Annotated in this window: 7 protein-coding genes; 6 read left to right on the top strand and 1 reads right to left on the bottom strand. The window is 42.4% G+C overall.

Features of this window, described 5'->3' with window-relative positions; all coding sequences use genetic code 11:
* The first annotated feature begins 524 nt into the window (after positions 1 to 524).
* The gene (gene gmd, locus A0F92_RS08800) at positions 525 to 1,634 is read left to right on the top strand and encodes a GDP-mannose 4,6-dehydratase (RefSeq protein WP_068244451.1); all 1,110 of its coding nucleotides are present in this window, start codon (positions 525 to 527) and stop codon (positions 1,632 to 1,634) included.
* Between the two features lie 48 nt (positions 1,635 to 1,682).
* Here gmd and A0F92_RS15930 read toward each other — a convergent pair whose 3' ends face one another.
* The gene (locus A0F92_RS15930) at positions 1,683 to 1,814 is read right to left on the bottom strand and encodes a hypothetical protein (protein ID WP_262490035.1); all 132 of its coding nucleotides are present in this window, start codon (positions 1,812 to 1,814) and stop codon (positions 1,683 to 1,685) included.
* A gap of 153 nt (positions 1,815 to 1,967) precedes the next feature.
* On the opposite strand from A0F92_RS15930, the gene A0F92_RS08795 reads away from it, so the two are divergent.
* From A0F92_RS08795 to A0F92_RS08775, 5 genes are all read left to right on the top strand, one after another.
* Entirely contained in the window at positions 1,968 to 2,903 is a 936-nt protein-coding gene (locus A0F92_RS08795) for a GDP-L-fucose synthase family protein (RefSeq protein WP_068244438.1), read from the top strand.
* 44 nt (positions 2,904 to 2,947) lie between these two features.
* Positions 2,948 to 4,015 carry a dTDP-glucose 4,6-dehydratase gene (rfbB, locus tag A0F92_RS08790; protein WP_068244434.1) on the top strand — a complete coding sequence of 356 codons (1,068 nt, stop codon included), beginning with the start codon at positions 2,948 to 2,950 and terminating at the stop codon, positions 4,013 to 4,015.
* 11 nt (positions 4,016 to 4,026) lie between these two features.
* Positions 4,027 to 4,584 (top strand): dTDP-4-dehydrorhamnose 3,5-epimerase, encoded by a 558-nt coding sequence (rfbC, locus tag A0F92_RS08785; protein WP_068244432.1) that lies wholly within the window; start codon positions 4,027 to 4,029, stop codon positions 4,582 to 4,584.
* A 121-nt stretch (positions 4,585 to 4,705) separates the two neighbouring features.
* A complete protein-coding gene (gene rfbA / locus A0F92_RS08780; protein WP_068244430.1) occupies positions 4,706 to 5,575 on the top strand; it encodes a glucose-1-phosphate thymidylyltransferase RfbA in 870 nt (289 codons plus the stop codon).
* 81 nt (positions 5,576 to 5,656) lie between these two features.
* Entirely contained in the window at positions 5,657 to 6,547 is an 891-nt protein-coding gene (locus tag A0F92_RS08775; protein WP_068244427.1) for a MerR family transcriptional regulator, read from the top strand.
* Positions 6,548 to 6,969 lie beyond the last annotated feature (422 nt).

Below are 6,969 nucleotides of genomic sequence, written 5' to 3'. Positions count from 1 at the left end.
CACCACATACACCTTACTAACGCAAAGGGGGGATGCTGCGGCTTACGGAGCAGGCTTTCCGTTTACCAACCGCAGCCTCCTCCATCATCATACTGAGCCGTGTTGCATGATACCTTACAAACTATTTCAAATAAATTGTTGTTTGGGCAGATAGGGCGGGAAAGCAAATAAAAATACTATGCGCATATAACACTGCCCATCAGCAACATCCTCCGGCTGCCATCACAAAAATACCGGCCCAATGGCATTGCCTTCTCCCCCCCAAAAAAAATTTGGAATCACTTTTTCCATACCGTATATTCGTGTTGGCGGTATCGGGCCAAATTTCCCATTTTTTATTGTTGAACATCGGTGTTACGGTTGCAGGTTGCAACAGATGATGCCCATTTGTTCCAAATATTCATTAAAACCATCAGGTGAAGTGCTGCTTTGCCTATAAAACCCCTTATTTTTGCGCCCGTTAGCGGGCAGTAGGAAATTGCGGCAGATGGTACACATCATTCAAACTATTGAAGCATCCGGATATGAAAAAAGCATTGATTACCGGTATTACCGGACAGGATGGCGCCTATTTGGCGGAGTTATTACTGAAAAAAGGGTATGAAGTGCATGGTATTAAGCGGCGCAGCTCGCTGTTCAATACCGGGCGGATTGATCGGTTTTATGAAGACCCGCATGTACCACACCGGCATTTGATATTGCATTATGGTGATTTAACCGATAGCACCAATTTAATCCGCATTATTCAGGAAGTGCAGCCGGATGAGATATACAATCTGGCAGCCATGAGCCATGTGCATGTGAGTTTTGAAACGCCGGAATATACGGCCAATGCTGATGGACTGGGTACTTTGCGGATACTGGAAGCCGTTCGGTTATTGGGATTGATACAAAAAACAAAAATATACCAGGCTTCCACCTCTGAATTGTATGGATTAGTGCAGGCGGTTCCGCAAAGTGAAACCACCCCCTTCTATCCCCGTTCGCCTTATGCAGTGGCAAAATTGTATGCCTACTGGATAACGGTAAACTACCGGGAAGCCTACAATATGTTTGCCTGCAATGGAATATTATTCAACCATGAGTCGCCCTTGCGTGGTGAAACCTTTGTAACCCGGAAGATAACCCGTGCAGTGGCGAAGATTGCATTGGGCTTGCAGGATACCTTGTTTTTGGGTAACCTGGATGCGCAGCGCGACTGGGGCCATGCGAAGGATTATGTAGAAGGCATGTGGCGCATGTTGCAACAGGAAAAACCGGACGATTTTGTGCTGGCTACTGGCATAACAACCCCTATCCGCGATTTTGTGCAGATGGCATTTGCCGAACTGGGCATTCACATTGGCTTTAGAGGCACCGGAGTGACAGAGGAAGGGTATATTACTGAAAACCATGGCGGTTATGCAGTACCGGAAGGGAAGGTGGTGGTGAAAGTAGATGCCCGTTATTACCGGCCAACGGAGGTGGATTTGCTGATTGGAGATGCCACCAAAGCAAAAGAAAAATTAGGATGGACACCTACCTATACACTGGCAGAAATGGTAACTGAAATGGTAGCCGCAGATGTAGAATTGTTTAAACGCGAACAATTGTTAAAAGAACAGGGCTTTAGGGTGAATAATGAATTTGAATAGGGGGTTGGGTGTTGGTCTTTAGCAATCGTACTACTTGGTTGCGTGTCCTCACCAACCGGAATGGGGAATGGGGTGTTGGTCTTTGGCAGGTTGCAAGGCGTTCATGGCCTGTACGAATGATGGACTGATTTGTGGATGATGCTGAGATTTACCACCCACTCTGTGCCCTTTGCGTAACACTCAGCGCTCTTTGCGGTTATATTTTGGCAAGTTGGTCTTTGGCGTGTTGGGATTTGGCATATTAGATAGAGAATACAAAAAATAGCGGATGATATCCTGCTAAACAAATCACCGTAACGAAACATATTTATTCAAAACGAATGCAATTATAATATGCATAGTACATCAAAAATTTATGTGGCAGGTCATCGGGGAATGGTAGGTAGTGCCATTGTTCGGGCATTACAGGCGGGCGGGTACAACAACATCATTACCCGTACCTCAATGGAACTGGATTTGCGAAATCAGCAGGCGGTATTTAATTTTTTTGCGCAGGAAAAACCGGAATATGTTTTTCTGGCTGCAGCAAAAGTAGGCGGCATTGTAGCCAACAATACCTACCGCGCCCAATTTGTGTATGAGAATTTGATGATAGAAACCAATATTATTCATGCGGCTTATTTATATGGGGTAACCAAGTTGTTGTTTCTGGGTTCTTCCTGCATTTATCCCAAAATGGCACCACAGCCTTTGAAGGAGGAATATTTATTATCGGGGTATTTAGAGCCTACCAATCAGCCTTATGCCATTGCAAAAATTGCAGGAATAGAAATGTGCGATGCATACCGGGCGCAATATGGCTGCAACTTTATTTCAGCCATGCCCACCAATTTATACGGGCCGAATGATAATTATGATTTAAACACCTCGCATGTATTGCCGGCATTGCTACGCAAATTCATTACCGCTACCCGTCAAGGGCAGCATGAAGTGGTATTATGGGGAACCGGCACACCCAAAAGAGAATTTTTGCATGTAGATGATTTGGCCGATGCCTGTTTGTTTTTAATGCAGCATTACAATGAACCGGGATTGGTGAATGTGGGTTGGGGGAAAGACATCAGTATTGCCGAACTGGCGCATCATATTCAACATATTACGGGTTTTCATGGAGCCATTCGTTTTGATACATCTAAACCTGATGGCACACCACGCAAACTGATGGATGTATCTAAATTAAACCGATTAGGATGGCAGGCACATATTCCCTTAGAAGAAGGGTTAAAAATGGTATATGAACAGGTGAAAAATGAACCCTGGAATGACTAAGACAATGATTGTATAATTGAACAGCCAACAAAAGATAGACAGGTATGTATACGAAAAATATCATGATTACGGGTGGAGCTGGATTTATCGGCTCGCATGTGGTGCGCTTATTTGTAACCAAATATCCGCAGTACCGCATCATTAATGCCGATGCGTTGACGTATGCCGGTAATTTAGCCAATCTGAAAGATATTGAGCACTACGCCAATTATCAGTTTGAAAAAGTAGATATACTCAATGCAACTGCTTTAGAGGCATTGTTCGCACAATGGAATATTACCGATGTGATACATCTGGCGGCTGAATCGCATGTAGACCGCTCTATACTTTCACCCATGGATTTTGTGTATACCAATGTAGTGGGTACGGTTAATTTATTGAATACGGCCAAAAAGCACTGGGCGGCTCAATGGGATAATCATTTGTTTTACCATGTTTCAACCGATGAGGTATTTGGTGCGCTGGGCGAAACCGGGTTGTTCTCTGAAACTACACCTTATCATCCCAATTCGCCGTATTCGGCCAGTAAAGCCGCTTCCGATCATTTTGTAAGGGCCTATGCCGAAACCTATGGTTTAAATACCATTATTTCCAATTGCTCTAACAACTATGGGCCATATCATTTCCCAGAAAAACTGATTCCATTATTCATTCATAACATTATTCAACGCAAACCCCTTCCCGTTTATGGAGATGGACTGTATACCCGCGACTGGTTGTATGTAAAAGACCATGCACTCGCTATTGACTTGTTATTCCATAAAGGAAAAATCAATGATACCTATACCATTGGCGGATTTAATGAATGGAAGAATATTGATTTGGTAAAACTACTTTGTAGCCTGATGGATGAAAAGCTGCAACGTACTCCTGGTGAAAGTGAACAACTGATTACATATATCAAAGACCGTCCCGGGCACGATAGGCGGTATGCCATTGACGCTACTAAAATTAATAAGGAACTAGGCTGGAAGCCTACCGTAACTTTTGAGGAAGGACTGAATGAAACCATTGACTGGTACCTGAACAATGGCGAATGGTTACAACAGGTAACCAGTGGTGCTTATCAGCAGTATTATGAAACCATGTACACTAAACGACACCAATATTAATACATTGATGTATGAAAACAACGCCTACCCCTTTGCGGGATTGCTATTTGATAGAAGACACTGTGTTTAAAGATGAGCGAGGTTATTTTTTTGAAAGTTTTAATCAGCAAACTTTTTTTAAACAAACCGGTTTAAATATTTGCTTTGTGCAAGACAATCAGTCGGCCTCCTTAAAAGGTGTTTTGCGGGGCCTGCATTTCCAGAAAGGGCCGCAGGCACAGGCCAAATTGGTGCGGGTTTTGGAAGGTGCCGTATTGGATGTAGCGGTAGACCTGCGCAAAGATTCGCCCAGCTTCGGGCAGTATTTTGCCGTGGAGTTATCGGCCGCTAATCATTTGCAGTTGTTTGTGCCCCGTGGCTTTGCCCATGGATTTGTAGTATTGAGTGAACGGGCGGTATTTTTTTATAAATGTGATAATTATTACAACAAAGCGGCAGAAGGGGGTATTAGATACAATGATGCGCAATTGCAGATTAACTGGCAGATACCTGCTGACGCATTGATTATTTCAGAAAAAGACAGGATTTTGCCTATGTGGGAGGATGCGATAGCTACTTGTGGATTTTGAGCAAAGGAATAGTTGCAAACGCCGGATTGTTGTTTCGGTCGTTTAAACAGATGGCAGCAGCCGAAATGCAGTAACCATATTCTAAAACCGGAACCATTCTTTACAATAAAACTGTTACAATATGAAAGGTATTGTTTTGGCAGGCGGCAGCGGTACCCGTTTGTACCCCATTACCAAAGGCATTAGCAAACAACTGATGCCTGTGTATGATAAGCCCATGATTTATTATCCGCTTTCTGTTTTAATGCTGGCGGGTATTCGCGAAATTTTAATTATTACTACGCCGGAAGACAGTTCGCAGTTCCAGCGTTTACTCAGCGATGGTAAAGAAATTGGCTGTACTTTTTCGTATGCCGTGCAGGAAGTGCCCAACGGGTTGGCACAGGCTTTTGTAATTGGTGCCGATTTTATTGGGCAGGATAAAGTAGCACTGGTATTGGGCGATAACATTTTTTACGGATCGGGATTTAGCAAGCTGCTGCAATCGTTCAATGATGTTGAAGGTGCCGCAGTATTTGCTTATGAGGTGCAGGATCCGGAAAGGTATGGTGTAGTGGCCTTTGATGCGCAGCAAAAGGCCTTATCAATAGAGGAAAAGCCACAACATCCCAAGTCTAATTACGCCGTCCCCGGCTTATATTTTTATGATAATGAAGTAGTGCACATTGCCAAAAACATTGCTCCTTCGCCCCGTGGTGAATATGAAATTACCGATGTAAACCGGGTGTATTTGGAAAAAGGTAAATTACAGGTAGGCATTATGAACAGAGGTACTGCCTGGTTAGATACCGGCACTTTTGATTCGTATAGCGATGCCTGTGAGTTTGTTCGGGTAATTGAAAAAAGACAAAGTAAAAAAATTGGCTGTATAGAAGAAGTAGCCTTTCGGATGGGCTTTATTACAGAAGCGCAGTTGGTAGCCCTGGCAGCCCAATATGCTAAGAGCGGGTATGGAGCCTATTTATTGCAGGTTGCCCGTTCAGCCCGGTAAAAGAAAATCCCGGCCGGAATACTGTTTAATATTTATCTTTAAAAAAGTAAACAATTTTTTTTCGGTCTTGTTGTACATACTATGAATGCGTTTACTATAAAAGATTTAGAGAACCTGTCGGGTATTAAAGCGCATACTATCCGTATTTGGGAGCAGCGCTATAATTTTTTAAAGCCGCAGCGCACTGAAACCAATATACGATTGTACAGCAATGAGGAACTGCGCACCTTGCTCAACATTGCTTTGTTAAATAAGTACGGTTTTAAAATATCGCATATTGACCGTATGAAACCCGCTGAAATCAACGATAAAATATTGTCGCTGGCACATATTCAGGCACAGCAGGAACGGATAGTGAATGAACTCATTGGTCACATGATTTATCTGAATTTAGAAGAATTTGAGGTGGTATTAGACAATTACATCATGACCAAGGGTATTGAAAAATCCATTACCCAGATTATTTTTCCCTTTTTGGAACGGATTGGTATTCTTTGGTTAACCAATCATATTAATCCTGCTCAGGAGCATTTGGTTACTAATATTATTCGCCAAAAATTAATTGTGGGTATTGAAAGCACCCATAGCCACCTACCACTCAATAAAACAGCCTTATTGTTTTTGCCGGAAGGCGAGCACCATGAGTTGGGACTGTTGTTTATGTATTATTTAATGAAAAGTAGGGGTGTTAAAATTTATTATTTAGGTGCTAATGTGCCTATGAAAGACGTGGCTTATGTTGCAGAGGCAAAGCAGCCTGATATTATGTACACACATTTAACTTCGGTTACCCATCATTTTAATCTGGAGAAAATGCTGTATCAAATGCATGTGGCAATGCCCAAAATACCGGTAGTAATATCCGGTCAATTGGTGCAGCAGTATAAGAAGAAAGTACCTGACAATATATGTTTTAAAAAATCGTTAACGGAAGTAATGGAATACATTGCTACCATTGGAAAAACCGAGTAATCCTGTTTTCTATAGCACTGAAGGCCATTACCATCGTAGTGGCTTTTTTATTGCCTGCAACAGCCAAAACAATGCATCTATTATAATGCTGCTGCACTGGCAAACGGTATGGGTTCATTGGCTCTTATTGAAGCGCATACTCATCCAGACAGATATGCAGCACGTATCTATAATCGAAAACATTGAGTGTACTGTGCTTGCAGGGTAGCCGGCCATCCAAAAACCGGCATCATGTTGATTTAACAAAACCTTCAAATGGTGCAGCCGTGTTTAAAACGGGTGAACACAATGTATAACCCGCTCATTCTGTTACACTTAAAAAACTACTGGAATGGTACACAGTTTTGTTTTATCTTTTATAAAAAATATTAAACAAAAGATTTGGCAGTACGAAAAATATTTGTTTAACTTTACAATATCAT

It is taken from the genome of Hydrotalea flava, from assembly GCF_001623405.1.
In the GTDB taxonomy this organism is placed as follows: domain Bacteria; phylum Bacteroidota; class Bacteroidia; order Chitinophagales; family Chitinophagaceae; genus Hydrotalea; species Hydrotalea flava.
This window is presented reverse-complemented; position numbering and strand designations above follow the sequence as displayed.